Source organism: Acidovorax sp. A79 (assembly GCF_041154505.1).
Classification (GTDB): Bacteria; Pseudomonadota; Gammaproteobacteria; order Burkholderiales; family Burkholderiaceae_C; genus Acidovorax.
The window spans coordinates 4,166,919-4,190,707 of the sequence record NZ_AP028672.1; the positions used below are offsets into that span (position 1 = coordinate 4,166,919).

The 23,789-nt window shown below is 60.0% G+C and carries 27 protein-coding genes and 2 pseudogenes; 17 read left to right on the plus strand and 12 right to left on the minus strand.

The genetic code is table 11. The features are described from left to right. Nucleotides 1-26 precede the first annotated feature (26 nt). Together ACAM51_RS19105 and ACAM51_RS19110 are read right to left on the minus strand one after the other, a co-directional pair. Nucleotides 27-1,031: an ornithine cyclodeaminase family protein gene (locus tag ACAM51_RS19105; protein ID WP_369641540.1), complete on the minus strand. Its 1,005-nt coding sequence runs from the start codon at nt 1,029-1,031 to the stop codon at nt 27-29. Between the two features lie 30 nt (nt 1,032-1,061). Beyond that, nucleotides 1,062-2,537 carry an NAD-dependent succinate-semialdehyde dehydrogenase gene (locus ACAM51_RS19110; protein WP_369643853.1) on the minus strand — a complete coding sequence of 492 codons (1,476 nt, stop codon included), beginning with the start codon at nt 2,535-2,537 and terminating at the stop codon, nt 1,062-1,064. 287 nt (nt 2,538-2,824) lie between these two features. Here ACAM51_RS19110 and ACAM51_RS19115 point away from each other — a divergent pair, with 287 nt between their 5' ends. The 4 genes from ACAM51_RS19115 to ACAM51_RS19130 all read left to right on the plus strand — a co-directional run bounded on the left by ACAM51_RS19115 (nt 2,825) and on the right by ACAM51_RS19130 (nt 6,282). Then, nucleotides 2,825-3,994, plus strand: a complete 1,170-nt coding sequence (locus ACAM51_RS19115; protein WP_369641541.1) for an MFS transporter — start codon at nt 2,825-2,827, stop codon at nt 3,992-3,994. Between the two features lie 45 nt (nt 3,995-4,039). After that, nucleotides 4,040-4,978 carry a VOC family protein gene (locus ACAM51_RS19120; protein WP_369641542.1) on the plus strand — a complete coding sequence of 313 codons (939 nt, stop codon included), beginning with the start codon at nt 4,040-4,042 and terminating at the stop codon, nt 4,976-4,978. 4 nt (nt 4,979-4,982) lie between these two features. After that, nucleotides 4,983-5,354, plus strand: a complete 372-nt coding sequence (locus ACAM51_RS19125; RefSeq protein ID WP_369641543.1) for a Rieske (2Fe-2S) protein — start codon at nt 4,983-4,985, stop codon at nt 5,352-5,354. A gap of 115 nt (nt 5,355-5,469) precedes the next feature. Next, a complete protein-coding gene (locus ACAM51_RS19130) occupies nt 5,470-6,282 on the plus strand; it encodes an ABC transporter substrate-binding protein (RefSeq protein ID WP_369641544.1) in 813 nt (270 codons plus the stop codon). A 15-nt stretch (nt 6,283-6,297) separates the two neighbouring features. Here ACAM51_RS19130 and ACAM51_RS19135 read toward each other — a convergent pair whose 3' ends face one another. The 5 genes from ACAM51_RS19135 to ACAM51_RS19155 form a co-directional block, all read right to left on the minus strand. Further along, on the minus strand, nt 6,298-6,879 hold the full coding sequence (locus ACAM51_RS19135; RefSeq protein ID WP_369641545.1) for a TetR/AcrR family transcriptional regulator: 582 nt from the start codon (nt 6,877-6,879) through the stop codon (nt 6,298-6,300). Nucleotides 6,880-7,134: 255 nt separating this feature from the next. Further along, complete coding sequence (locus ACAM51_RS19140; protein WP_369641546.1) at nt 7,135-7,701, minus strand: cupin domain-containing protein; 567 nt, start codon at nt 7,699-7,701, stop codon at nt 7,135-7,137. 43 nt (nt 7,702-7,744) lie between these two features. After that, the gene (locus tag ACAM51_RS19145) at nt 7,745-8,857 is read right to left on the minus strand and encodes an FAD-dependent monooxygenase (protein ID WP_369641547.1); all 1,113 of its coding nucleotides are present in this window, start codon (nt 8,855-8,857) and stop codon (nt 7,745-7,747) included. A gap of 34 nt (nt 8,858-8,891) precedes the next feature. After that, complete coding sequence (locus ACAM51_RS19150) at nt 8,892-9,893, minus strand: fumarylacetoacetate hydrolase family protein (RefSeq protein WP_369641548.1); 1,002 nt, start codon at nt 9,891-9,893, stop codon at nt 8,892-8,894. 10 nt (nt 9,894-9,903) lie between these two features. After that, on the minus strand, nt 9,904-10,902 hold the full coding sequence (locus tag ACAM51_RS19155) for a fumarylacetoacetate hydrolase family protein (protein ID WP_369641549.1): 999 nt from the start codon (nt 10,900-10,902) through the stop codon (nt 9,904-9,906). 204 nt (nt 10,903-11,106) lie between these two features. On the opposite strand from ACAM51_RS19155, the gene ACAM51_RS19160 reads away from it, so the two are divergent. From ACAM51_RS19160 to ACAM51_RS19195, 8 genes and pseudogenes are all read left to right on the plus strand, one after another. After that, nucleotides 11,107-11,994: a 3-keto-5-aminohexanoate cleavage protein gene (locus tag ACAM51_RS19160; protein WP_369641550.1), complete on the plus strand. Its 888-nt coding sequence runs from the start codon at nt 11,107-11,109 to the stop codon at nt 11,992-11,994. A 3-nt stretch (nt 11,995-11,997) separates the two neighbouring features. After that, complete coding sequence (locus tag ACAM51_RS19165) at nt 11,998-12,477, plus strand: PaaI family thioesterase (RefSeq protein ID WP_369641551.1); 480 nt, start codon at nt 11,998-12,000, stop codon at nt 12,475-12,477. Between the two features lie 652 nt (nt 12,478-13,129). Beyond that, nucleotides 13,130-14,119 carry a methyl-accepting chemotaxis protein gene (locus tag ACAM51_RS19170; protein ID WP_369641552.1) on the plus strand — a complete coding sequence of 330 codons (990 nt, stop codon included), beginning with the start codon at nt 13,130-13,132 and terminating at the stop codon, nt 14,117-14,119. 90 nt (nt 14,120-14,209) lie between these two features. Beyond that, a pseudogene (locus ACAM51_RS19175) lies at nt 14,210-14,314 on the plus strand (IS5/IS1182 family transposase); the annotation flags it as partial. 178 nt (nt 14,315-14,492) lie between these two features. Next, nucleotides 14,493-15,114 (plus strand): annotated as a pseudogene (locus ACAM51_RS19180) (IS3 family transposase); the annotation flags it as partial. Nucleotides 15,115-15,327: 213 nt separating this feature from the next. After that, nucleotides 15,328-16,545 carry a flagellin gene (locus ACAM51_RS19185; RefSeq protein ID WP_369641553.1) on the plus strand — a complete coding sequence of 406 codons (1,218 nt, stop codon included), beginning with the start codon at nt 15,328-15,330 and terminating at the stop codon, nt 16,543-16,545. Next, complete coding sequence (locus ACAM51_RS19190) at nt 16,529-16,732, plus strand: flagellin (RefSeq protein WP_369643854.1); 204 nt, start codon at nt 16,529-16,531, stop codon at nt 16,730-16,732. Before ACAM51_RS19185 ends, ACAM51_RS19190 begins: the two co-directional genes overlap by 17 nt. A 572-nt stretch (nt 16,733-17,304) precedes the next feature. Then, nucleotides 17,305-17,925: a LysE family translocator gene (locus tag ACAM51_RS19195; protein ID WP_369641554.1), complete on the plus strand. Its 621-nt coding sequence runs from the start codon at nt 17,305-17,307 to the stop codon at nt 17,923-17,925. Between the two features lie 195 nt (nt 17,926-18,120). On the opposite strand, the gene ACAM51_RS19200 is transcribed toward ACAM51_RS19195, so the two are convergent. The 4 genes from ACAM51_RS19200 to ACAM51_RS19215 form a co-directional block, all read right to left on the minus strand. Next, nucleotides 18,121-18,597 (minus strand): hypothetical protein, encoded by a 477-nt coding sequence (locus ACAM51_RS19200; RefSeq protein ID WP_369641555.1) that lies wholly within the window; start codon nt 18,595-18,597, stop codon nt 18,121-18,123. Nucleotides 18,598-18,842: 245 nt separating this feature from the next. Continuing rightward, the gene (locus ACAM51_RS19205) at nt 18,843-19,214 is read right to left on the minus strand and encodes a hypothetical protein (protein WP_369641556.1); all 372 of its coding nucleotides are present in this window, start codon (nt 19,212-19,214) and stop codon (nt 18,843-18,845) included. 63 nt (nt 19,215-19,277) lie between these two features. Next, entirely contained in the window at nt 19,278-19,499 is a 222-nt protein-coding gene (locus ACAM51_RS19210; protein WP_369641557.1) for a hypothetical protein, read from the minus strand. 27 nt (nt 19,500-19,526) lie between these two features. Then, nucleotides 19,527-19,835 carry a hypothetical protein gene (locus ACAM51_RS19215; protein ID WP_099729482.1) on the minus strand — a complete coding sequence of 103 codons (309 nt, stop codon included), beginning with the start codon at nt 19,833-19,835 and terminating at the stop codon, nt 19,527-19,529. 89 nt (nt 19,836-19,924) lie between these two features. On the opposite strand from ACAM51_RS19215, the gene ACAM51_RS19220 reads away from it, so the two are divergent. The 5 genes from ACAM51_RS19220 (at nt 19,925) to ACAM51_RS19240 (ending at nt 23,455) form a co-directional block, all read left to right on the plus strand. After that, the gene (locus tag ACAM51_RS19220; RefSeq protein ID WP_369641558.1) at nt 19,925-20,848 is read left to right on the plus strand and encodes a DUF72 domain-containing protein; all 924 of its coding nucleotides are present in this window, start codon (nt 19,925-19,927) and stop codon (nt 20,846-20,848) included. A 237-nt stretch (nt 20,849-21,085) separates the two neighbouring features. Continuing rightward, entirely contained in the window at nt 21,086-21,379 is a 294-nt protein-coding gene (locus tag ACAM51_RS19225; RefSeq protein ID WP_192428445.1) for a DUF4148 domain-containing protein, read from the plus strand. 279 nt (nt 21,380-21,658) lie between these two features. After that, nucleotides 21,659-22,462 carry a DNA/RNA non-specific endonuclease gene (locus tag ACAM51_RS19230; RefSeq protein ID WP_369641559.1) on the plus strand — a complete coding sequence of 268 codons (804 nt, stop codon included), beginning with the start codon at nt 21,659-21,661 and terminating at the stop codon, nt 22,460-22,462. 70 nt (nt 22,463-22,532) lie between these two features. Beyond that, nucleotides 22,533-22,844, plus strand: coding sequence for an HU family DNA-binding protein (locus ACAM51_RS19235; RefSeq protein WP_066786901.1), 312 nt, complete (start codon nt 22,533-22,535; stop codon nt 22,842-22,844). A 149-nt stretch (nt 22,845-22,993) separates the two neighbouring features. Further along, on the plus strand, nt 22,994-23,455 hold the full coding sequence (locus ACAM51_RS19240; protein ID WP_369641560.1) for a multiprotein-bridging factor 1 family protein: 462 nt from the start codon (nt 22,994-22,996) through the stop codon (nt 23,453-23,455). A 42-nt stretch (nt 23,456-23,497) separates the two neighbouring features. On the opposite strand, the gene ACAM51_RS19245 is transcribed toward ACAM51_RS19240, so the two are convergent. Beyond that, nucleotides 23,498-23,734, minus strand: coding sequence for an MbcA/ParS/Xre antitoxin family protein (locus ACAM51_RS19245; RefSeq protein ID WP_369641561.1), 237 nt, complete (start codon nt 23,732-23,734; stop codon nt 23,498-23,500). Nucleotides 23,735-23,789: the final 55 nt, after the last annotated feature.

The following is a 23,789-nucleotide window of genomic DNA, read 5'->3' on the forward strand; positions in this document are numbered from 1 at the left end:
TCCTCGGTTAGGTTGGTGGTGGCGCGTCAGCGCTTGGATTCGAACTGGATGGGAAGTGGCGTCGCCAGGCCGGCCTCCAGGGCCTTGCGCACGAGCAGTTCGGCCACAACGATGTCCTGGAGCCCGCCGCCGACCGACTTGAACATGCGGATATCGGCTGTGCGCACGCGCTCGTCACAGGCTCCTCTCACCAGGTCGTTGAGGCTGAAGGACTTGTCGTGAAACGACATGCCGGCGGCCTGGGCAGCCATCATGTCGCCGGTCTCGGTTAACACCTCTTCGAGACTGTCGCAAATGATCAGGTCGCTGCGCTCAACGACGCTGGCGTCGATCTCGCGTTGCTGCGGAATGGTGGATCCAATGGAAACCACCGTAGCGCCCGGCTTGAGCCAGTCGCCGAAGAGGATCGGCTTTTCCCCCTGGGACCGGGCAGCCGAGAGCACGATGTCGGCGCCATCAACGGCTTCCTGAGCGCTACTGGCTGGGCGTGCCGACACGCCCAGGTCGCGGGTGATCCCTTCTGCAAAAGCCGCCCGGCGTTCTGGGGTAGGGCTGTAAACCACCACGTCCGTCAAAGTGCGGATCGCAGCGAATGCCCTGGCGTGGTGGGATGCCTCCAGGCCGCTGCCAAGCACAGCCAGGCGCGCCGGGGTTTTCGGTGCGAGCACATCCAGCGCCAGCGCAGACGTCGCTGCCGTCCGGAAGGCGGTGATGGAGTTCGCATCGAGAAACGCCGCTATCCGGCTCGTCTCCCGATCAAACAGCACAATCACGTAGTCGATGCCTGAGGAAACCCCCTGCACCCCGGTACCCATCAATTTGGCTCCGAAGTACTGTCCGCCCGGTGGAAGCGCCGGAAGCGTGCGCAGCCAGGCCTTGCCCACCGTCGCAACGGTGCGGGGCGGTGTGGCCCCCGCCTGCTCTGGCAAGCTATAGGTGGCGCGCAGGGATTCGATGGCCTCGCTCCAAGTAAACACTTTGCGGGCGACTTCTCCCGATACGAAGACGGGACTTTCTGAGAGGATGCTCATGGATTGATGTCTTAAAAATGCTGGCTGATCTCAGCCAAATGCGGGTTCGAGGCCATCCCAGCACAGGTACTTTAGCTCCAGGAATTCCTCAATTCCGTAGTGCGAACCTTCGCGACCCAGGCCGCTCTGCTTGACGCCGCCGAAGGGAGCGAGTTCGTTGGAAATCAGACCCGTGTTGATCCCAACCATGCCCGATTCGATGGCCTCGGCTGTGCGCCAGATGCGCGCCGCGTCCTTGCTGAACAGGTAGGAGGCCAGGCCGAACTCGGTGTCATTTGCCATCGCTATGGCCTCATCATCGGTCTTGAAGCGCACAAGCGGCATAACCGGGCCGAAGGTCTCTTCCACCGCCACCGCCATGTCCGGCGTCACATCCGCCAGCACGGTGGGTTCATAGAAGCATCCGCCCAGTGCATGGCGCTTGCCTCCAGTCAGCAGGCGCGCACCGCCGGAAACGGCGTTCTTGATGTGTTCCTCGACCTTGCCCACGGCGCCTGCATCGATCATCGGGCCAATCTGTACATCGGCTTCCAGGCCATTGCCGACCTTGAGCTGATGCACGCGCCCGGTCAGCCGCGCGGCCAGCGCATCGTAGATGCCTTCCTGCACCATGACGCGGTTGGCCGCAATGCACGATTGGCCGGTATTGCGGAACTTGGCGACCAGGATGCCTTCCACTGCAGTGTCGATATCGGCGTCGTCGAACACAATGCAAGGTGCATTGCCCCCCAGTTCCATCGAACATTTCTTGATGGTGGAGGCCGACTGCTGCAAAAGCACGCGACCGACTTCGGTTGAGCCCGTGAAGGTGACCTTGCGCACCAGAGGGTGAGAGGTCAGCACGCCACCAATAATGCGAGTGTCGCCACCGGTGATGACGTTGAATACGCCAGGAGGCACTCCCGCGCGCAAGGCGAGTTCACCGAGCGCCAGCGCGGTCAAAGGCGTCTGGCTGGCAGGCTTCACCACCATCGTGCATCCTGCAGCCAGTGCAGGTGCTGCTTTTCGCGTAATCATGGCCGCTGGGAAGTTCCATGGTGTGATGGCCGCGCATACGCCGATGGGCTGCTTGAGCGTGACGATGCGCTGGGTCTCCTTCGGCGCAGGGATCACGTCGCCGCGCACGCGCTTGGCCTCTTCGGCAAACCACTGCACGAAGCCAGCGGCGTAGTCGATCTCCCCGCGTGCTTCGGACAGCGGCTTGCCCTCTTCCAGCGTGATCAGCGTCGCGAGATCTTCCTTGTTCTCGACGATGAGCTGCCACCAGCGGTTCACCACTTGTGAGCGGTGCTTGGCCGTGGTTTTGCGCCAGGCGCGAAAAGCCTTGTCGGCCGCCACGATAGCGCGCGTGGTTTCTTCTTCCTTGCAGCGCGGCAACTTTGCCAGCACTTCGCCGGAAGCGGGGTTGCGCAGCTCCGAGTAGCCGTGCGGTGTTTCGGTGATCCATTGCCCGTCGATCAACGCGGCTTCGCGCAAAAGATCACGGTTTTTGAGAAGGTGGCGAATGACGGACTCCTTGGGTATGGGTTCCTCGCCTCTGCATGTACCTGGCATCGCGCCATAAGCACTCTGTCTCAGCGAGTATATTTCGATACGGGACGTATAGTATCCATATCTGAAAGCCCGTCAACCAAGGGAAAACCCACCCCATCACTCCCAGCTTCACTGCGTCTGATGAATGGTCTCTTCACTGTTCATGGTCGGGTTTGACCCTATACCAGGTCCCATTGAGGCATTTACCATACATCATCAACGAGACTGATCGTATCGTATTTAAACCTGAAGGAGACACCATGAACAGACCTATTGATGGCCTCAAAGGCCGAACCTCTCTTGTGTTGTGCCACTGCGCCGGCATGATCGATATCGTGGCGCTACCGGTATGGGTAGGTATCGTGCTGATCGGTCAGTATGGGCTTGATCCGCAACGCGCCGGCATGCTTGCCACGCTCTTTCTGGCGGCAGTCGTTCTCAGCAGCCTGTTTATTTCGCCCCGAGTCCACCTCGTTGAAGGAACGGCATTCGTGCCGGCTTCCTTTGGCGTCGCCGCCATTGCTTTCTTCGCGCTGTCTACTACCAAAGACTATGGAACGATGGCAGTGCTACACGCCCTCGGTGGGCTTGCGGTCGGTTGCGGTCTGTCGATTACTCACTCGACAGTGGGAGCCAGCGCGAATCCTCATCGGCTGATCGCCATTGCTTTCACCGCACTGAGCGTGTTGTCGTTCGGTTTTCTTGGGGGAGTACCGCAACTCGTGAGTGCGAAGGGAGGCTCCGTGCTGTTCGTGGTGCTTGGCTCAATCATGCTGGTGGCTGCGCTGTTTGCACTTATCGGCTTTCCCGTCAAGGAAAGCGTCCCCGTTCTGAACAACCGGCCGGGCGCACATACTCCGCTCTCACGCGGTGTATGGTTCGCAATGGTCGGTACGAGTCTCATGACTCTGAGCCATTCCATGATGCTCAGCTACATGGAGCGAGTTGGCGACGCGCACGGTTTCAGCAAGCATCTCGTCCTGAGCGTGCTGCTCGCCGTAGGCATCGTGAACTTGTTCCCGGGTCCGCTTGCGGCTATTTTTGAGCGAAAGATATCTGCTCGCGCGGTGATGATCGCCGGGCCTGCATTGCAGGGCATCCTGGGATTGATGCTCACCCAGTCGTCTCAGTTCGAGACATACGCCTTCGCGTCGGCGGTCTTCCCCGCAGTGATGATCTTTACCCACACTTTCGTGTTTGCCTTTCTGGCCCACCATGACTCCTCTACCCGAGCAGTCGCGGCAACTCCTGTCATCACGATGACTGGCTCTGCCATTGGTCCGATGCTGGGGGGGGTTGTTGCCCACAATTTTGGCTACACAAACATCGGCTGGACCGTTGCGGCCGTGGCGACGATTGGAGTGCTTTGCTTCTTGCAGGCAGCGCGAGGGACGGACCACAGCGGAAGCACGGCAGACGCTGCGGCTTGAGTGTCACCACAGACATCGGATCACATTGCAAAGAGAGTCGATTTCATGAACATCATCGGACCCGAAGAACTTGTATTTGGCGTTACGGACGTTGCTGCTGGCGAGCGGTTTCTCGCTGACTATGGCCTTCTCCCACAAGGGCAGGGGCGCTTCGAAGCCCTGGACGGCACGGCCGTCATCGTCTTGGCTGCCGACGCCCCCTCGCTGCCGAGCAGGACACTGGACACGGCAAATATGCTGCGAAAGACAGTCTACGGTGTCGCCGACTCGAATACCCTAGAGGCCATCGCAGATGAGCTTGGGCGCGACCGAGAAGTAAAGCGACTGCCCGATGGCTCGTTGGAATGCGTCGATGATGTCGGGTTCGTTCTCGGCTTCAAGGTCACACAGCGGCGGCCGGTCGCTCTCCCGGCGGAGCGGGTCAACGCCCCTGGCGATCCCAATCGCCCCGTCAACACACCCACCTCGCCTGCGTCGGGGCCCGGATTGCAGCCGCGGCCGCGGACATTGTCCCATGTGGTGTACTTCGTCCCGGACATCGAACGGGCCGAGGCGTTCTACACGCAACGCCTCGGTTTCCGTGTCAGCGACCGCTTCATCGGCATGGGGCCCTTTCTGCGGCCTGCCGGCACCATCGACCATCACACCCTGTTCTTCATCAAGACGCCTGCCCACATGCAGGGTTGCGAGCACTTCACTTTCCATATGGGGGGGCCGGGCGAGGTGATGACGGCGGGATGGGAGTTCGCGAAAAAGGGATACCAGTCCTATTGGGGACCAGGCCGACATCGGTTTGGATCCAACTGGTTTTGGTACTTCAACACTCCGTTCGGCTGCCATATCGAATACGACGCGGACATGGATCTTCACGACGACAACTGGGTGCCGCGCGAAGCAATGGCCGCAACCGACCTGTCACAGATCTTCCTGTTCGACTGGCGGGAGAAGTGGGCCCCGGGCGGCCCACCAACAGGGGCCGCGTAAGGCAATGCCTCAATTGCGCCTGTGCCACGTCGAAGAACTGCCGGAAGGGTCGGCTCGAGGGTTCGGGATCGTGAGCCCTGGCCGTGACCGGATGTTTCTGGTGAAACACCAGGGTGTGTTGCACGGGTACCTGAATGATTGCCCTCATTGGCCCGGCAGTCCGATGGCGTGGCGCCGCGATGCATATCTGAATCCCGATGCCACCCGCATCGTCTGCAGCGGGCATGGTGCGGAGTTCGACATTACATCTGGCCGCTGCACACTGGGGCCGTGCCTGGACCAGTTTCTCGCCCCCGTCGATTTGGAGATCGATCACGAAGGCATTGTCCACGCCTACCTGCCTGACACGCAGGTAGGCCCTCATGCGCGGGGCTGAACTCAGCTAGCGCCCCAGGCCTTCGCTTACCCTGCGCCCGACTGTTCCCCTGAAATGATCCCAAGCGTTAGTATCGATGCACACACTTCGACTGCTCTGGTTCGTCCCATCCCCCTTGGCCATCGTTGCCGATGCTTGGAAGCTAACGGCGGACGTTGCGCTTAACGCCGAGCGCAACTTCTCATCCGATGCACAATTCGAGGCCCTTGCTAGTGGACGGGTAGACGCCGTTGTTACGGCAATGGACAACGTAATGGACTGGAATCAGCGCGCGGGGCCGCAAGACCTGCGCCTCGTTGCGCAGCTCGAAAGCACGACACCGTTGACGCTGGTAGGGCGCACGGGCTGCACTTGGCCCGAAGGCCTTAGAGGTGCCACCATCCTTGTGGATGCGCCTCGCAACGGCTTCATCGTGGCCTTGAGGGCCATGCTGGCCGAGAGAGGTTTGGGGCCGGACTCCTATGCGCTGGAGCCGGTCGGCGGCGTCAAGGAACGGTTTGATGCGCTGGTGGCAGGCCGCGGGGATGCGACCCTGCTTGGCCCCCCTTTCGACTCAATTGCCTTGCAGTCGGGTCTCAGCTACATCGCTAGCGTGCAAGAGCGCTATCCCACGTTTCCGGGTCAGGGATTGGTCGTGAGTGCTGAGGCGCTGCCGCGGCTGCATCCTGCGCTGTCCACTTGGCTGGAAGTATTGAACAGGGCCCGCAAGCGGATGGTCAGTAGTCCCGACGCAGCGCGGCAAGCTCTGGTGCTAGCAGGTTTCCCTGTACCGGTTGTGGACGTCATGCTGAAGGTGATTCCGAGATCGCTGTGCCCCGACCGCGCTGGCGTGGAGCTACTAATCAGGCACCGCAGGGAGGTCGAGTTGCCTGGAGCGGACACCACATATGAGGAGCTAGTCAACTTTTCTGTTCTGCCCCAGACCTGACGTCCTGGACTGGACTCAGCTAGCTTTGCGCCGCCGCGCTGGTGCCGCAACGGCTTCTGCTTCGGGCGGTGCCAGCATTTGCAGAATGGCCGTGCAATGCGTGTCCGCAAACTTCGTGTCCAGGGGAAGATGCCCCATCAGCAGACGAAAATAGATGGGCGCGTAGAGAATATCCATCTGCAACTCCGTGTCCATGTCACTGCGGAATTCGCCGCGGCGCCGCGCATCTTCGACCACTTCGCGCACAACCGCGCGCCGTCCGTACCAGAAGCGCTCACGAAACTCACGTAATACATCTGGATCTCCCTGTCCCTCCGCCATGATCTGGGCGACGATTCGCCCCGACCAGCCGCTGTACTCTCCGACCAGCAAATGGATATGGCGGTTTAAGGCCTCGCGGGGGCTGCCACCCTTCGTCATCGGCGTGTGGCTTAAATGGGTGTGAAGGAATGCATCGATGACCACCGCTGCTTTGGAATTCCACCAACGGTAGATAGTCGCCTTGCCGACACCGGCCTCGCGGGCAATGGATTCGATAGAAATCTGCTGCAGCGAGGTCGTATCCAACAGCTTCAGCGTCGCGTCCAGGATCGCCACCCGAGAGGCGTCGCTGCGCACCCGTCCAGGAGAGCGCGGGCGCGGCGTGCTCGCGCCGGCCGCTTCGGATCGAACGGTGGAACGGTCAGCAGCTTTGGCCGGTGCGCTGGGGGAAGGAGTTCTGGTAGGCAAGGAGTTCCAAATTGAATGGCGAAAACTTCATTATCCGGGACATGGCAGACACCCACATGCATGTCCCGGTACGGGCGGACTGCCAATGCCGCAAAAACGCATTGGCAGCCCTATGGAGGTCATTCAGATCTTCGCGCCAGGCTCCACATCCAGCAACACAAAGGCCATTCGGCAAGACTTCCCGGAGCGGTTCGACCAACTGTGATTGGTGGCTCGCTGGACCAGAATGTCACCCGGCCGCATCAGTGTCTCGCCCTCGTCCATCAGTGCATAGATCTCGCCCTCCAGCACGATGGCGTAGTCTAGCGATTGCGTCTTGTGAAACCAAAAATGCCGGGCACTACCTGTATCACGCACGCCATGTTCGTCGAGAAAGCGTGTCAACCCGGAAGTGTCATAGTTTTCGTCCGGCGGGAAGTCGACCACGCGCAGCAGCGATCCTCCCTTCGAATGGAACGCGAACGCATGGCCGGCTGGCGCTGGTTCGTTTCCGGGGGCCGCGGCCTCTCCGGTCGCCCACAGTACATGTGCCAACGGAAGGCTTGGATCGCTTGTGTGGTTCGGCGCCGGTCCATCCGACACGAAGACGGATTTTCCGTGTGCATTCTCACCCGTGATGATCCGGCGCACCTGTCGCAGGCGTGCAGGTGCCTTTTCTCGCTGGCTTTCAATAGTGGCTTCAGTATTCACTCCGCGTCCTTTTCTGTTGAGGTTGTTGGTAAGGCCAGCCCAATCACATCGGTTGACCCAGGTACTGGTAGGTCTGCAGTAGCAGCGCCGCCGCCTGCTGCGGCTGGGGCACAGGATCCTGCTCATACTTACAAAGCTGCAGCGACGCGTCGTAAACTGTCTTGACACGCTCGAAGCGTCGCGTCGAATAAGCCGCCAGCGCGTCCGGGATACCTGCGCTGGTGGCGATGGATTCAGCAAGAACCACCGCATCTTCGATAGCCATGCCGCCACCCGATGTCATCTGAGGCGTTGGGGAATGCGCGGCGTCACCCAGCAAAACCACGCGCCCTCGGTGCCATGGCGGCGGGACCAGTGTGATATCAAAGGGCCGGAACACAACCTGGTCCGGCCCTGAAACCTGTGCGAGCGAATCCTGGATCACGGGCGCACTGAAGCCCTCCAGCCGCTCGCGCAAAAGCACATGGAGCTGATCGTTTGGCATGTGCAAATGTTCCTTACTGCTCTCCAGGAAGAACAGGTAACAGGTTTCCTTGGAAGTTGGGATTGCACCGACCGTGCGCCTTCCATCTGCGGACCGGTACAGACAGAATCCATCCACTTCGGGAGGGCGCGGGGCGTTGAATCGCCACGCGCTCTGGCCTGCAAATCGGGTCTTGTGCTCGGGACCGAACACTCTGTCACGCAACTTGGAATAGGCGCCGTCTGCGGCAACGACCAAGTCGTACGTCATTTGACGACCATCCGACAGTGTCACTTCTACCTCTTGCCCGCGATCGACGAGGTCGCTGACAGTCAGACCCTTTTCCAGCACAGCGCCTGCGGACTCTGCGGCACCTTCGAGAATGCGCGCAAGTTCCGGACGGCGCATGCCACATCCAGGAGGTGCCGGGTTGGATACCAGCAGTTGCCCCTTGGCGTCGTGCTGCTTGAAAACCTGAAATGCGAGGCCGCTTTCCTGGCATTGCTCGGCGAGACCGACCATAGCGAGAGCCCGCATGGTGTTGTGCAACAGGCAGATGCCTGCCCCAGTGGCGGGCGTCGAAAGCTTGGTGTCAATGCAATGCACCTCAAGCCCCGCACGCCGCAATGTGTAGGCTGCCGTTGCGCCACCGATGCCGCTACCCACTACGAGAACTCTTTTTGTCTTTGCCATTTTTTGTCTCCTCACCCGCCCCAAACGGCGGGAATCAATTGAACCGGCCTTCTTTTACGCAAACGCTGCGCTGCCTGCCCAAACCTTCAATTTCCGAATCCATCACATCACCACCCCGCAGGAAGCGGTTGTAGTGGGTGCCATTGCCCGCCGGTGAACCTGTGGCGATGAGATCTCCGGGCCATAGCTGCACATGCGCGCTGATGTACTCGATCTGGCGCGCCACATCGAACAGCATGTCGGCGGTGGATTCATCCTGCATCGTTTGTCCATTCAGCTTGAGCGTGATACGCAGCTTCTGAGGATCCGGTACAAAACAGGCAGGCACGAGCGTTGGCCCGAAGGGCATGAAACTGGGGGAGGATTTGGACCGCAGCCAGTCTGTACCCAGCATCTTGTAGTCGGTGCGTGCGATGAGGTCGCGCGCCGAGACATCATTCACGATTGAGTAGCCAGCAACATAGTCGAGCGCCTCTTCACGCCGAACATTGCGTGCAGGCCGGCCGATGATGACCGCCAACTCCAGTTCCCAATCCGGCTTATGAGTGGTGACCGGCAGGAACACCGGCTCGAACGCGCCGGTAATAGCCGAGGGCAATTTGGGGAATACGTAAGGCTCCCCATTGATCAATCTTTCGTCCATCATTCCCTCGGCCCACTTGCGCAATGCATCACCCTCGAGACCATCTGGTCCGACGCCCATATCCATGGTGAGGTCCACGACATGCTTGCGGTAGTTGGCTCCCGTGCACAACACCTGTCGCGGCAGGTCTACGGGAGCGTGAACGTTCAGAGTAGACATCGCCACAGCCAATGGGTGTTGCGAGGGCAGCTGCTCCACAAGTATGCGCATCGTTGCCAGGTTGACATCCCAGTCCTGCAGTAGGTCAAGAACGGAGGCGTCGCTCGCCCATCGGGCGCCGCCGCGCACCGCCTCAGCGTGCACAGCGGCAAGAGCAAGGACCTGTTCGTCGAAGCAGATGCCTGCAAAGCGGCTCCCACCGGGCTGCGAAAAAGTTCCGAGGGAGAACTTCATTTCATGTAGCTCACATGAAGGGTGCGCGTTGCGTAGGCCACCAAGTGCCCTCTTGACGCTGTCCCATGCGATTGCGCAGAACTCCAACGCCCTCGACTTCTAACTCGACCACATCTCCTGGTTCGAGGCTGCGCCCCAATTCCAGTGCCGACCCGTTGCCCATGGTGCCAGAGCCGATCACGTCCCCTGGCTGCACGTGGTCGCCCAGAGATACATAGGCAACCAGTTCGTCAACGCTCCAGAGCATCTCCGAAGTGTCGCCTTCACCCCAGGTGTCGCCGTTCACTCGCACGGCCATGCGGATGTTGTCCAGACGCGGAAACTCGTCAATCGTGGTGATCCAGGGCCCGATACCGTATGCAAAGTCCTTGCTCTTGGTCGGACCCATGCCAATCGCAAACTCGTTGGCCTGCAGATCGCGGGCAGAGAAGTCGTTGAAGATCGTGACGCCGAACAAGTGCGACCGGGCAGTTTCGGGCGTGATGTTGTGCGCGCCGCGGCCAATGACCCAACCAATTTCGAGTTCGTAGTCCATCCGTCCGGCTTGTGCTGGCCACGGCACTTCAGCCTCGTGCCCAATCACCGTCCACGGAGAACCCTTGAAGTAGCCTGGCACCTGCAGCAGTGCAGGGGCAGGTGTCAGCTTCATGCGTTCATGGAACTGGCGGATGTGCTTGACGAACGTGAGACCGTCGCGCACGACGGAAGGGTCACATGCCGCGGCCCAAGATAGGCCTTCGAACGGCATAGAGGCGTCATCCCCATACGTGTGCGCGGCTTGCGCAGCCGTTTCCAGGAATTCTTGCCCCAGGGCGATTGCGGCCGACATACTTTCGGGGAACACAGCGGAGGCGTAGCGCAAGGCCGCCTCACGGCTGGCCCCCCTTGACTGCTGGCGCAGGGCTTCCGCTGCACGCAGGTCGATGATGCGGGATTGCTCTGGCAGGACCATGCAGATGCGCTTGACCGGGCCATCGAGGCCCTGAACCACAAATCTTCCGAGTTTCACTTTTAGCTCCGTGATATGTTGATTTAGATACTATACGTATCGTTTAACTTCCGTTTTGCTAGTGAAAACCCTAAGAATCCAGTCATGAAATCGAAGATTTCCATATTGACGACTGACTCTTCCACGCATATATTTTCGCCGATACGTATCGTATCGTTTTTAGATGCGACAAGGGACTCATTTCAACTTATCTACGGACACACTATGAGCAAGCGCCTTCCTGTCATCATCTCCTGCGCCCTGACTGGGGCCGGTGACACGCGAGCAAAGAATCCGGCGGTACCCGCCACCCCACAAGAGATTGCGGACCAAGCCATCGAGGCAGCGGGCGCAGGTGCGTCCATCGTTCACATCCACGTACGCGATCCTGCGACTGGAAAATCCTCGACAAAGTACGCCTACTACGAGGAAGTCGTGCAACGTATACGCGCTTCGCACTGCGATGTGCTGATCAATCTGACCACAGGCCCCGGTACGATGCTGAAGGTCCCGACGGATCCGCCATTCCGGGTGGAGTCCATTGCAGATGCCGAGTTGATGACACCGCGCGAGCGAGTGGAGCACGTAGTGAAGCTCAAACCTGACATCTGCAGCTTAGACGTCGCTACGATGAATTTCGCCGATGCCGTCTTTGTAAATCCCATCAACCACCTGCGTGAAATGGCTGCGCTGATTGCAGCGGCTGGGGTCACGATGGAGTTGGAAGTCTTCGATTTTGGCCATGCGCGCCTCGCGAGCCATTTGATAGCCACTGGCGTCATTCCAGCGAGTGCCTACTTTCAACTCTGCCTATCCATCCCTTGGGGCGCACCGGCGACTCCGACCGTAGTGGCTGAAATTCAGCGCTTGCTGCCCGCAGGCGCCAATTGGAGTGCATTTGGGGTCGGTCCAGACCAGTTTCCGATGGTGGCCACGGCATCCATACTTGGTGGGCACGTCAGGGTAGGTCTGGAAGACAATCTGTATGTGTCACCGGGCAAGCTCGCACGCGACAACGCTGAACTTGTCGTAAAGGCTGCGCGGATGATCGAGGATCTTGGCTATGAGGTTGCCTCGCCAGATCATGCTCGTCGCACCCTTCTTGCCGCCTAAGCCATGGCATCGCATTACATGTCTGGGGAAACAACAAGCGACAACCCTACCCGTGCGTACATCTCAGAGGTCGTTACTTCAGGGCGTGGCAGCCTTCCCTTGGATATCAACCCAGCCTTGGTCAGTCTGTCTGCTCAGCTCGTCGAAGCACGGGATGGGGAACTTGTCCTTCGGTTTACCGCACCGCACAGTACGACACAGGGGAACGGGGTGGTTGGTGGTGGTGCAATCGCCAGTATGTTGGACCTTGGCATGGCCATGGCTGTGCTCTCGCAGTTGAAGCCCGGATTCACTTGCTCGACTATCAACTTGAATGTGAACTTGCAAGCATCGGGCAAGGAAGGCGACTTCATTGCCGAAGCAGGGGTAGACAAAGTGGGGAGACGCGTCGCATTTGCCTATGCAAAACTTTATGACGCGGATCGCTCCCGAATCATCGCAAGCGCTACTTCCTCACTCGCCGTAATTGCAGCACAACCCTGAAAGTTTTACGAGTGGTAGTGATAGGGTCAAGGCTGAGTCCCGCATTCTGAAATGGACGCTTTTCCAAGGTGTGCATATGAGATTCAATAATTTGCGTGTGGCCCACAAGATGTGGAGTGTCATCCTTGGGTTGCTGACATTGACGCTCGTAGCATCTATCTCTATTCAATGGTACAGCCGACAGGCGGCGGTATCCACGGAGCGGGCCGTGGCTAAGTATGAGGCAGCAATAACTTCTGCGGTGGGTTGGCGAGGATTAGCGGAACTGGCCATTACGATGTCTATGACAAGTTTTGTCACCACGGATGCGGCGCTAAGGGAAGATCTTGGACCGCGTCTTGGGGCGGTTGTAGGGCGTATTACGCCTATGCTGGAGCAGATCGGAAAAACGGCCATCTCGCCGGATGACAAAGCCGCGTTGGCGCACGTAGCCGCCACTCGGGCAGAAATTTTGGCCGAATCTGAAAAGCTCAAGACGCTCATTGAAGCAGCTGATCCAGCTGCTAAGCAGGCCTATCTTGTAAGTGTATATCGCCCTAAAGCTATGGCATCGTTGGAGGCGATAGACAAATTTGTGGCCGTGCAGAAGCGCCAGAGGGACGACGCCGTCGAGGCAGCGCGTAAGCATCGGAACAATCTGCTGGTGATTGAGGTGGCGGTCGCCATAGCCGTGGTGGCGCTGGGCATGTTGCTGGCGGCCCTGCTGGTGCGCTCCATCACTCGTCCGCTGGATCGGGCGGTGGTCTTAGCCGAGGCCATTTCAGGCGGCGACCTCACGCAGGACATCCACGACGACCGCAACGACGAACTGGGCGTGCTCACGCGGGCCCTGTCTGGCATGGCCACGCGGCTGCGAACGGTGGTGAGCGCGGTGCGGGTGGGTGTGGATTCAGTCTCGTCGGCTTCGATCCAGATCGCCAACGGCAACCACGACCTGTCGGCCCGCACCGAGCAGACCGCCTCGAACCTGGAGGAAACGGCCGCCAGCATGGAGGAACTCACGGCCACGGTGAGCCAATCGGCGGACACGGCACGCCAGGCCAACCAGCTCGCGGGCACGGCGGCCCAGGCGGCGGCACGCGGCGGCGAAGTGGTGGGCCAGGTGGTCACCAGCATGCAGCAGATCACCGACAGCTCGCGCAAGATCAGCGACATCATCGGCGTGATCGATGGCATCGCCTTTCAGACCAACATCCTGGCGCTGAACGCCGCCGTGGAAGCCGCCCGGGCGGGCGAACAGGGCCGGGGCTTTGCCGTGGTGGCCAGCGAGGTGCGCAGCCTGGCCGGGCGCAGCGCCGAGGCCGCCAAGGAGATCAAGAACCTGATCAGCGCCTCGGTCGAAAACGTCGAGTCGGGCTCTGCCCAGGTCGCGCAGGCGGGCCAGACCATGGGCGAGATCGTGGCCAGCGTGCAGCGCGTGAGCGACCTCATCGGCGAAATCACGGCATCCTCCTCCGAGCAGCGCGACGGGATTGCCCAGGTCAACCAGGCCGTGACGCACCTCGACCAGATGACGCAGCAGAACGCGGCACTGGTGGAAGAGTCCACCGCCGCCGCAGCCTCGATGCGCGACCAGGCCCAGCGGCTGGCCGAGGTGGTGGCGGTGTTCAATGTGGGTGGGATCGTCGCTAGTACAACGTAGGTAGGTTGAACGGATGCACGCAAGGAGCCAACCATTGGAGATCTGGTATGAAGCCGGATGAAATTTGTGTCTGTCTCTAGATTTCCAATCTTTGCGTGGTTTGAGAAGAACAGGTCGTTACGGAAGAACTGTGAGAGGCTGCTCAACGCCAGCCTGCAGTTCCGTCGCTCGGCATTCTTGGCGTTGTTGTTCTAAAGACCTTGAACAGGCTCTCACTGAATCGCCCCGGTTTTGAACTGACCCCCAGAAGTTGGACAAACTTCAAGGGGTTACATGAAGAAGTACAAAACGGAGTTCAAGCTGGAAGTGGTCCAAAGCTTCTTGGCAGGCGAAGGCGGCGCGAAGCTCTTGGCTCGGCGGTGGTCGGTGTTAGCGCTTGATGAAGCAAGAGAGCCTGGTCGTTGCAAAGCCCACGCGGCGGCGGTATACGTCTTACCTTGGCGAGATCAGCCCGGCACCGGAGAACATCATCAGCCGTGACTTCCAGGCTGCAGTGCCCAACGAGAAATGGCTGACCGACAGCACGGAATTCCAGATCCCCGCCGGCAAGGTCTACCTGTCACCGATCATCGACTGCTTCGATGGCATGGTGGTGAGCTGGACCATTGGTACGAGCCCGGACGCTGAGCTGGTCAACACAATGCTGGATGCAGCTATCGAGACAGTGGCACAAACCACCGATCGGCCTGTAGTCCATTCCGATCGAGGAGGTCACTATCGCTGGCCTGGCTGGCTCTCGAGAATGAACGACGCGAATCTCACTCGGTTCGACGTCCAGCAAGGCCTGCTCTCCTGACAACGCTGCTTGCGAGGGCTTCTTCGGGCGGCTAAAGAATGAGCTGTTCTATCCTCGGGACTGGAAGGGCACGACCATCGAGCAGTTCATTGAAGTTGTCGACTCGTACATCCGCTGGTACAACGAGAAGCGGATCAAAATCTCCCTGGGGGCCCTCAGCCCGATCGAATACCGGGTGAGTCTTGGACTTGCGGCATAAAATCAGTCCAAGTTTTTATCCGCACCCCCTGTGGATCAGGTTTGCGTGGAAATTACAGGCGTGGATACCGACCACCGAAGCTCTTTAAAGTTTTTCGCCACCGTGTCGAAATGAAACCCAGGGGCCCCCGCCCTCCCCAGGGCACACGCCGCCAGCCGCAACGCTGGCGCGGGAATGGAGATGGCGTCCACGATCAACACCAACACCGCGTCCTTGGCCGCCCAGCGCAATCTGGGTATGGGCCAGGCATCCCTGAACGCTTCCGTCCAGCGCCTGTCGTCGGGCCTGCGCATCAACAGCGCCAAGGATGATGCAGCCGGGCTGGCGATCTCGCAGCGGTTTGCGAGCCAGGTACGCGGCATGGATCAGGCTGTGCGCAATGCCAATGATGGAATCTCGCTGCTGCAGACGGCAGAAGGTGCGCTCAAGTCGTCGAGCGACGTCTTGCAGCGGGTGCGGGAGCTGGCCGTGCAGTCGGCCAATGCCTCCAACAGTGCAAGCGACCGCCAGGCGCTGCAGAAGGAAGTCGGCCAGTTGGTGGGTGAGCTGGACCGCATTGCGCGCAGCGCCGAGTTCAATGGGCAAAAGCTGCTCGATGGCAGTTTTGGCACCCGGCAATTTCAGGTGGGTGCCAACGCGCACCAGACCATCGCGGCCACCACGGCGAATCTGCGCACCGGCGGGTATGGCAACCACCAGATCAAGGCTGCTGGCATCGATGTACTGACCGATACCGTGGACACCTGGGGCGCCAACGGCATCAGCGCCGCCAACCAAACCGCCAAGGAGATCGCGGCACGCGTCAACGCGGCCCAGGGCAGCACAGGCGTCTCTGCGACTGCCCGCACACACGCCGGGGTGATTTTTCTAGATCCTGGCACGTATTCGCTGCAATTGCGCTCGGACAATACAACGCCCCGCACCATCTCGTTCACGCTGACGTCGAACTTGACCCCCGAGGGGCTTGCCGTCGCTGTGGATGCTTTCAACGACCAGACCTCCAAAACTGGGGTGACCGCTGCAGTGCACGGCGATGGGATCACGGTGGTCCTCACCCAGGCCTCGGGCAACGATATCCAGCTGTCCACTTCGGGCGATGCAGCGGCAGGTGTGGTGGCGATGTACAAGATTGATGCGGATGGCAATGCCCTCAATCCTTTTGCCTCCGTCACTGGGGGAAACGGCTATGCGGAATACCTGCAGGCCAGTGGCCATGTCACCCTGGACTCTGGCAAGGCGTTTGCCATCGACAACTCCACCACGGCGCCGAACGATGCGTTTGTCGATGCGTTTTCGCGGCTGGACCAGGTCTCCTGGCCTGGATGTTTCCACCACCGCCAGCGCTACCGAAGCCCTGAAGACAACGGACGCAGCACTGTCGCTGATCAGCAGCGAGCGGGCCAAGCTGGGTGCGCTGCAGTCGCGCTTTGAGACGTCGATCACCAACCTGCAGGTGGCTTCGGAGAATTTGTCCGCCTCGCGATCGCGCATTCTGGACGCAGACTTTGCCGCAGAAACAGCCAACCTCTCGCGCTCACAGATCCTGCAGCAGGCCAGTATCGCCATGGTGGCCCAGGCCAACCAGTTGCCCCGCAGTGTGCTGGCCCTGTTGCGCTGATCTGCTGCCGACTCGGCCTTGCAACCTGTTCCAAACAGGGTAAAGAGGCTTCAGGACGAAAACGGAAGGTCGTTGGTCGCATCCTGCCCGCTAGGCAGCTGTCGACCTTCACGGCGGCTACGCACGTTGCCATCCAAACCCGCCCAATGCTTCCGATTTGAAAATCCAAATACAGGTGTCCCAGCCCGCCCGATTCAAATGGGTCAGATTGCCAAGTGCATAGGCTGTACGCCCACAGTGGTTCCACCATCACTCGTGCCGAATTTTAAAAAGAGGGGCGGACTTGCGGCATAAAACCAGTACAAGTTTTTATCCGCCCCCCTTTGGCTGCCTTCCGAAGCGACCGCCATAACTCCGATCTCTTGCTTCAAGAGTACCTTACCAGCCTTGACCAGCTTCGCGTATCGCTTGGTATCCCGCCATCGGGCTGTGGTCCTCCGTCGACCGGTTGAATCCGCCCTGCATTTAGGTCGCCGCCCAATTCGACCGATGGGGCGACGGGTTTCATCCTCGCAGGTATCAGGGTGGTCTTCCCAAGGTAGCATCTTTCGCTCGCCAAGAAAGGCCGCCTCATGCTCTCGACACTACTTGCCATCACATTGCTGCACTGGATCGTTCTCGTTACGCCAGGTGCTAACGTCCTCGTGGTGGTGAACATGGCCGCGAGTGGGCAAAGAAAAGCTGCATGCTTCGCTGCAGTCGGCGTCACCACGGTGGCCGGGATCTGGTCTGCGTTGGCCGTCATGGGTGTCGGAGCCATTTTTTTGGCCATGCCCACTTTGCGAGTCGTAGTGCAGTGCGCGGGTGGCCTGTATCTGTTCTATGTGGCCGTGCGCCTATGGCGTAGCCAGCAGATTGATGCGACGGGTGCGGCTGATCGCGTGAGCCCGGTAGCTGCCTTTCGCATGGGGTTCCTGACGAACATCCTCAATCCGAAGTCGGCCCTGTTCTTTGGCAGCGTGTTCGCCACGGCACTACCGCCCAATCCGTCCGCCGAGTTGCTGGCAGCATCCGTGGCCCTGGTGTTGATCAATGCTCTGGTGTGGCACCTCTTTTTAGCCTTTGCCTTCGCGGCCACGCCTATCCAGATCGCCTACGCACGCCAGCGACAACGACTGAACAAGATTGCCAGTGTGCTGGTTGGCTTTTTTGGTGTGCGGCTGCTCGTGACCGCCTTCCAGAATCGCAACTGACCGCAGGCCCACGGCGAACCTGTGGGTCAGGCGGCTGCCGCTTTGATCGATGCTCAGATGGCTTCGCGTTGTTTTCCGATTTTCACTGTGCCCGCACGGGCTCTGGAGTGTTGAACACGCAAAAGGAACTGAGGGGCCAGAGGGTCTAATTGCGGGATGTGCTGAAGATCTGCGATTTTCATGGGACGAAGAGAGTCAATAGCCCTCAGCGCCCGCCACTTCGACAACGCGGACCAGATGACCTTGCTCTATGGCCTGACGCGGTGTTCGACCGCCCAATGCGCCCGATGGCGTCTCCAAGAAGGCGAGCAGCGCCCAGCCCTCAGTGGTTCCCAAGGCTTTTGAAAGCTTGGGCACGGCATCCCAGAGAACGGGTTCAAACTGCCAACTTGGCAACTTGAATCCACGCCGGGGTTGAGTCAGCCCAATCGCCCGTCCTTTGGCGATCCACGCATTGATCGTCATTGGGGTGGTACCGACCAGATCGGCAGCCATGTCTGGGCTGAGCATGTCCTTGGCTTCCAAGCGAGCCATCCGGGCAGCCACGCTGCCAGCCAATAAGGCCTTGGTCTGAGCAGCAGGCGCGTAGGGCGACGGATGTTCAGCTGCGCTTGGGGCGTTGTTTGTGCGGTGGCGAGTCGTTGAGGTTGATGTTGTCGGGGGTGTTTTCATGGGGACTTCATCAATGGCGCCCTATGGCGCGTTGCGGCCGTTGACCTTGCTGCATAAACAGGAAGTGAGGGGCAAGTTCAATGCAAGAGCCTGCTTCAGCTTAGCCATCGGACGTGAGAACAAGTCGAACACCTCGGCACTATGGCGGGCCGGTACTTCAAGAACCGCAAGGCACATCTCAAGCGCCATGACGTCGAAATGAGCTGTCCGACGAGCGAGCAGGTTGGACAAGACCCATTGAGACATCAGGTTGCCCAAGCGTCATCACCCACGGCCCACTGCAGCTCATCCACCACCCTGCGCATGATCCACACGCACTGCGCATCGGTGCACCATCGCTTGGCCAGCAGACCCTTCAACGCAGCCTTCACTGTCGCCTCCTGGTTGCCTTCGTAAGTGGCGAGTTTTCGCTGGCAGTACGCGACCATCTGCGAGACCAGATCGTCACACATCTGGAAGGCCGCAATGACCTCGCCAGGCGACGTGCCCGGGGCATAGAACTTCCCACCTTCCTCGACCAGGTTCATCTTGGGCTGGGCACCCGCAACCGCAGACGGTACGGCAGTCACCGGAAAGTCTTCCGGCACCCCGGGATAGTTGGCACGGTCTATCGACATATCGACTCCTTGCTGGCTGATGCACCATACAACCGGTAGCCGGTGCGGTGCAATCGAATTGCTTTAAAACGGCGCAGGCGACTCCACCAGCTCCACAGGGCCGGGCCCCGCATACAGCACTTCTCCCGAGTGCTTCACAATCACCCGCCAGACCTCACCCTCCTGCGTGACCGCATACGCCTCCGCCTCCAGCGGCAGCACGGTCTCGGTCGGGAACACACCGCCGGCTTCGCCCGGTGGCGTGCACATCAAGGTCGGGTAGTTCCAGGGCGCGTTGATCGGCATGGCATGTCCTCATGCGGATCACCACCCTCACACCAGCCGCACTTCAAAGTACGCTCCATCCCCTTCTCCCAGATCCCGGAACCCTGCCTGCTTGGCCGCCGCACTGGCCTTGCCCCAGGCCTTGAGCAAGGTGAGATCGCCAGGCGACACCACTTCGGGTGGCGACTCTTCCAGGCTGTGCATGGTGTCCAGGGCGGCAGCGACCTGTTCGGGGCCGCCAAGCTGCTTTTCCAGTGCCTTGGCGTACCGGGTTTCGGCCGCAATGCGCTCCTTGGCAGGGATCTCTTCGGGGTAGTCGCGCAGGGTGACGACATAGGTGGATTCGATGACTTGCATGGCGCTGCTTCTCCTGTGGTTGAATACTGGATAAATATACAGCCTTTGCCACAAAAGCGCATGTAGGATGAACCCAAGGAGGCCTCCCCATGGAGCACTCTTTCGCCACCCACAGTCCTGGTTTCAATCCCTTGGTCGGGACTGCCTCCTGGTCGGACAAGACCTTGCTCGACTGCGGCAAGTTCTATCCACCCACGGCCAAGACGCCCGAAGCCCGGCTGCGCTTTTACGCCTCGCAGTTCAACCTGGTGGAGGTGGATACCAGCTACTACGCCATCCCTGCGGTCACCACCGCCCAGCACTGGGCAGAACGCACACCACCTGGGTTTGTGTTCAACGTGAAGGCCTTCAGCCTGTTCACTGGACAGTGGACCAGCACAGATGTTTTGCCCAAGGACATCAAGGAGGCGTTGGGGCCGGGTCGGCGCCTGGTCTACAAGGACATGCCAGCGGAGTTTCGGGAGGAGCTGTGGAAGCGCTTTGTGGCCTGCCTGGTGCCCTTGCAGGTCAACGGCAAGCTGGGTTTGGTGCACTTCCAGTTCTCACCCAAGGTGGTGCGCCACCCAGCCGCCATGGCCCACATCGAGCACTGTGTGGAGCATCTGCCGGGTCACACCCTGAGCATCGAGTTCCGGCATCCAAGCTGGTGGGAGAACGATGCGGTGACGGCAGACACCCTGGGCCTACTCAGGAGCCTGGGCCTGGTCCACACCATCGTGGATGGGCCGCAAGGCTCCCCGCACAGTGTTCCTGCGATCTGGGAGACCACCCACCCCGACCATGCACTGCTCAGGCTGCATGGGCGCAATGCAGTGGCATACGGGATGCCTGCCAAGTCAGCGGCCGAGCGGTTTGACTATGCGTACACCTCCACAGAGTTGCAGGGCCTGGCCCAGCGGTACAGCTCGATTGCACGGTCGGTGCGACACCCGCATGCGGTGTTCAACAACTGCATGGAGGACAAGAGCCAGCTCAATGCGCGGGAGTTTTTGGCGGCCTTGAAGGCGTGCTGAGGGCCAGGGGAATTAGAAGCGAAGGCGTGAAGGTACGGCGTAGAAAGGTTCCGAAAGATTGTTTTCAATACTGGAACAGTTAGTTTGCGACTGGGTGGTTTTTCCGCGGACACCATCGGCGTACAGTTCAACCCATCGATGAGCCGAACCCGCAAGGCGACTCACCGAACCCGGTTCAGGAATGGTTTTTGACCCGGCTTTTTTGAGACGCTTTTTTAGCTTTTAAGGATTTTCATCATGAACAAGACCGCTCGTTTCCTCTCTGTTGCCGCTGTTGCTGCTTTCGCTGCCTTTGGCGCCCATGCTGACGAAGCCGATGGCTCGCAATTTGCCCTGAAGTTCGACACGAACCGCACCCGCGCTGAAGTGGCTGCTGAAGCCGCTACCGTGGCCCAGACCCGTTCGATCGAACCCGCTGGTTCGCGTGTGGTGACTTACAAGTCCACCGCTGACCGTGCTGCGGTGCGTGCCCAGGCTGCTGAAGCCCTGCGCACCGGCCAGATCCCTTCGGGTGAATTCAGCGCCATGTAATTTGGCAGACCAACTGCTGAGATTGGTTTGAAGCAGTTGCGGGACTTTCCATGGTGGCGGCACTTCGCGCGGTGCGGGGGCCGCTGCCATGGGGAGTGTTAACTGAACCGCAGGGGCGGGCAGGCAGAAAGGGCTCCCTTTGGGGAGCCCTTTCTGTTTGTGGACGCCATCTCTGCAAGCAGCTGTAAAACCCTGCGGGATCAGAGCATTCGGGCCGTGATCGTGAAGTGAACGGTGCTCCAATCGGGCTCCGTAAAATTCGACTCGAATGCCTCTTCTGTGAATCGTTTCTTCTCTTGGCCAAGCCGTGTGCGCCTGGCGGCTGCCCTGGCCCTGTCTCTTGCCGGCGCTGCTCTCCCGAATCTTTCCTGGGCACGTTCTCCGCAGTTCGACAGTGCGGCGCTGCTCACGCCCGAGCCCACCTCTTTTGCGCAGTGTCCGCAGTTCTTTGCGAATGGCACACCACCCGCCATCACGCCCCGGCCGCAGCTGCGCGAGCTCTGCTATGAAGCGTTTGCGGTGCTGCACTCTGGGACGACCAAGACACCGGTGTTCGTAGCCCAGCGCCTGAACCGCAGGCTCATCGAGGATGCTGACGAGAAACGGGCGAAGCGGTTCTTTGCAGATGCGCGACTCCCGAGTGGCGAGCGGGCGGAGCTGGAAGACTACAAGAACTCCGGATACAGCCGTGGGCACATGGCACCTGCGGGAGACATGCCGACACCCACCGCCATGGCCCAGAGCTTCAGTCTGGCGAACATGGTTCCGCAGAACGCCCAGCACAATGGTGGCGCCTGGAACAAGATCGAGCAGGACACGCGGCACTATGTGAAGCGGGCCAAGGGGGATGTGTTTGTGATCACCGGACCGGTATTCACGGATGCGGGGCCGCGCATTGGTGCCAATGGCGTGAAGGTGCCGACCTATCTGTACAAGCTGGTGTACGACGCTACCACCCAAAGGGCCTGGGCGCACTGGCAGGAGAACCGGGAGGGGGAATCGGTGGGTCGGCCGATCAGCTATCAGGAGCTGGTGAAACGCACGGGAGTGGAGTTTTTGCCAAGAAGTGCACTGCAGCATTGAGTCGCAGCAAGGGCCGTGTCAGCGACGGGGTTATAAATCGATCCCTTCCAACCTCTACACGTGAGCATCCATGAACCGCGCAGAACTCGTTGAAATCCTGGCTTCCAAGAATGATCTGTCCAAGGCCGCAGCCAATGCGGTGCTGGAAACGCTGATCGACACCATCCAGACCGCCGTCAAGAAGGGCGATGCCGTGCAACTGGTGGGTTTTGGCACCTTCAAGTCGGCCAAGCGCGCAGCACGCACGGGCAAGAATCCATCGACTGGTGCTGCCTTGAAGATCCCTGCGAGCACGGTGCCCAAGTTTGTGGCCGGGGCCAAGTTCAAGGCCGTGGTCGATCCCAAGGCTGCCAAGCGCAAGGCGGACAAGGCTGGGAAGTAAGTACCGCTCGTTCGATCTCCACCGGAACAAACCGCCAAGGGCTCAGGCCTCTGGCGGTTTTTGTTTTTGGGGGGCGCAGAAGGATTGCGACACCGGCTGTGCACCAGGCCCTAAGTGCGCGATAAGGCGTCAAAGTTACCATCGGGCATATGAATACATTTTCCAATGCCTTTCGCGCTGAAGTCGTTCGCATGGCGCGCAAGGAGCTCAAGCCTGAACTGCAGGGCATGCGCAAGGCGATCACCAGCCATCGTTCCGAGATCGCGGCACTGAAGCGGGAAGTGAAGAGTCTCACTTCGCAGCTCAAGACAGCACAACGCCAAACCAAAGTTGTGGGCGTTGCTGCTCCAGCTGATCCACCGAAAGTTTCGAAACGCGCCACGCGCGAGGAATTCGTGTTCGCCCCTGAGATGCTGACCCAGATGCGCCAAGCACTGGGAGCCACCCAGCTCCAAATGGCAGCTTTGCTGGCCGTCTCTCCACTCTCGTATTCGCGGTGGGAGAAGGGGCAGACACAACCCCGAACCAAGCAACTCGCGAAGATTGAAGAACTGGTGAACATGGGACCAGCCAAGGCCGAGAAGAAGATGCGCCAAGCTGCGAAGGCCTGAGGCCCAGTTGCGCGGCATGCGCTGTGGACCGCTACGAAGGAACTAGACGAAGCTGGCTTTCTGGATTTGCAGAAGCGTTGCTTGGATCAACGCCAGCCCTTCGGGTTCTTGCAGCACATCCCACGGGCGGCGGTTTCCGAAGGCTGGGAGTGGCGCTGCCAGCCACTCCTGCAGCCAAGCCTCTGCGTTGAAGCCTTCCGGATTGCCAGACTCCATCACGATCCGCTGGACCAGGTCCGTCAGAACTTGTGGGGGGCGGGCGTCGTTGGGGTTGGCCATGCTGCATTCTGGTCTCGTGCCCCGGCACTCGCAACCCTGGGGCTGGGCCTCAGTG